At 75.9% G+C, this 2232-nt stretch carries 3 protein-coding genes; 1 reads left to right on the plus strand and 2 read right to left on the minus strand.

Annotation, left to right across the window (positions count from 1 at the left end; genetic code table 11):
- Positions 1-143 precede the first annotated feature (143 nt).
- Entirely contained in the window at positions 144-737 is a 594-nt protein-coding gene (locus tag RIF68_RS34930) for a GNAT family N-acetyltransferase (RefSeq protein ID WP_309055556.1), read from the plus strand.
- Here RIF68_RS34930 and RIF68_RS34935 read toward each other — a convergent pair.
- Both RIF68_RS34935 and RIF68_RS34940 read right to left on the minus strand, forming a co-directional pair.
- On the minus strand, positions 671-1159 hold the full coding sequence (locus RIF68_RS34935) for a GNAT family N-acetyltransferase (protein ID WP_309055558.1): 489 nt from the start codon (positions 1157-1159) through the stop codon (positions 671-673). The genes RIF68_RS34930 and RIF68_RS34935 overlap by 67 nt on opposite strands.
- Positions 1160-1663: 504 nt before the next feature.
- Positions 1664-2179: a helix-turn-helix transcriptional regulator gene (locus RIF68_RS34940; protein ID WP_309055559.1), complete on the minus strand. Its 516-nt coding sequence runs from the start codon at positions 2177-2179 to the stop codon at positions 1664-1666.
- Positions 2180-2232 lie beyond the last annotated feature (53 nt).

The raw sequence follows: 2232 nt of genomic DNA on the forward strand, positions 1-2232 counted from the left end.
CGATGTCCGGGTGCGGCGCCCCGGGGCGGCGAGACCAGGACGGCGCGCGTTCGTCTCCTGCCGGGCCGACATGCCCCGGCCTCAGTCGCGCACATCGTCGTGAACACCCGGCCCCCCAGGGGGCCGGGTCTACCCTGGCGGCCATGAACAGCGTCGAGCAGGCTCCCACGGCAACCCGTCACCCCGACCGGCTCAGGCCGCGGGCCGACGACGACCTGGAGGCGTGCGTACGGGTCCTCGCCGAGGTCCACCGGGCCGACGGGTACCCGGTGGACTGGCCCGCGCGCCCCGGCGACTGGCTGGCACCCGCCGCCGCGCTGGGGGCGTGGGTCGCGGAACGCGACGGCGCGGTGGCCGGGCACGTGGCTCTGGCCGCCGCCGGGGCCGGCGACCTCGCCCCCGTGCTGTGGAGCGGGCGGAGCGGCACGCCGGCGGCGGCGACAGCGGTCGTCGGCCGGCTGTTCGTCGCCCCCTGGGCCAGGGGCGGCGGGCTCGGCGCCCTCCTGCTGGGCCGGGCCGTGGAGGAGGCGCGGGACCGCGGTCTCCATCCGGTGCTCGACGTCGTGGCCTCCGACACCGCCGCGACGGCTCTCTACGAGCGGCTCGGCTGGTGCCGGCTGGCCACGGTCGACCAGCGCTGGGGCCCCTCACGGGAGGTGTCCGTCCACTGTTACGCGGCGCCGCTCCCCACGCCGTCGGAGCCGCCGTCCTCGGGAAGCGCGGTCAGACGCTTGTAGAAGTGGACGTCCTCCGCGCCGCCGGGGATGCCGAGGGTGCGGCCGGTCTCGACGTATCCGTGGCGCCGGTAGAAGTCGGGGGCCTGGAAGGTGAACGAGGAGACGGTCGCCCGGTCGCAGCCGCGCCGCCGGGCCTCCTCCTCGGCGGCGCGCAGGAGCCGGCTGCCCCAGCCGTCGCGGCGGCTGTCCTCGCGGATCCACAGCATCTCGATGCCGAGCAGCCCGCCCCACGTCCAGGCGGTCAGACCGCCGATCACCTCGCCGGACTCGTCGACGGCCTTCACCGACAGCTCGCCCTGGTCCTCGGGCGTGGTGCCGGTCGCCGGGAAGTTGAAGGCGTCGAGACCCTTGTCGAGGACCGCCTGGAGCTCGGGGTCACCGTGGCCGACCGACAGACGCGGGTCGTCATGATCATGCTTCATGGGGCCCGATTCTGGCACAGCCGTTCGGGCGCTGGCGGGTGCCCGGCGGCGCCCGAACCCGGGTCCCAGGCGCCCGTGTACGGCCCGGCCCGGGGCCGGCGCGCCCGGCCGCAGCGCGCGGAACGACAGTGCGGTCCGCCGGACGTGTCCCTTCCGGCCCCTTCCCGCCTCACCGGCCCCGGCCGGGTGAGCGGCCGGTGGGCCGCGACGCCGGTGAGGAGGAGCCCTGCGAGAGGGGCGGTCAGGGGCGCGGCCGGGCGGCACGTGCGCGGCGCCGGGCCAGGCACGGGGAAAGCCGGTACGGGGAGCCGGGCGGGCTCGGTACGGGGAGCCAGCACGGGGGCCCGGCACGGGGCAGCGAGGCCCACGGCGGCCCCGAGGGCGAGTTGGCCCCGGGGGCGCGAGCCGGGCCCCGGGTGAGTTCGCGGGCGTACGGCAAGCGCGGGCCGACGACGGTGACCGGGCGGCGTTCTCTCCGGCCCCCGCGGACACGGCGGCGGCCGCTCAGGATTCCCGGTTCTCGACCCACTGCCAGAAGTCGACCATCATCCGCTCGTAACGGATGCCGAACTCGAGCGCCTCGCGCTGCCCGCGCGCCAGCATCTCCCCCACGGACGCGGCGAGTTCCTCGTACTCGCCGAGGGTGCGCCGGTGCTCCTCGATCTGGACCGGGGCGTGGACGCGCGGGCTCGCCCCGAACCACAGCTTGAGGATGCCCCGCTCACGTGCCTCGACAGGGACGAAGGCGGGGTCCGCGAGCCAGCCCCGCAGAGCGGCCACACCGTCCTCGGTCAGCCTCATGAGACGCCGGTTCCGGCCCCCGGCCTGCCGGACCTCCGAGAGAAGCCCGGCCGCCAGGAGCCGGTCGCACTGGGCGTACACCTGGGCGTGCGGCATCGACCAGAAGGGCGCCACCGTACGCGCGGCCTCGACCTTCACGTCGTACGGGCTGGCCTCGCCCAGCTGGTCGATGATGCCGAGCACGAGGAAGGAGGGCGTGGTCAACCGGACTTCAGACATACGGCGACGGTATCGCGGCGCCCTCCGACGGAGGCCTTCGGTGATCGACTCCC

Origin of the sequence: Streptomyces sp., assembly GCF_031178505.1 — a bacterium.
Taxonomy (GTDB): Bacteria; Actinomycetota; Actinomycetes; order Streptomycetales; family Streptomycetaceae; genus Streptomyces; species Streptomyces gulbargensis.

What these genes read in the sequence shown, in the direction of transcription:
- RIF68_RS34930 (WP_309055556.1), top strand. Translation starts at nt 144, where the DNA reads ATGAACAGCGTCGAGCAGGCTCCCACGGCAACCCGTCACCCCGACCGG.
- RIF68_RS34935 (WP_309055558.1), bottom strand. Translation starts at nt 1,159, where the DNA reads ATGAAGCATGATCATGACGACCCGCGTCTGTCGGTCGGCCACGGTGAC.
- RIF68_RS34940 (WP_309055559.1), bottom strand. Translation starts at nt 2,179, where the DNA reads ATGTCTGAAGTCCGGTTGACCACGCCCTCCTTCCTCGTGCTCGGCATC.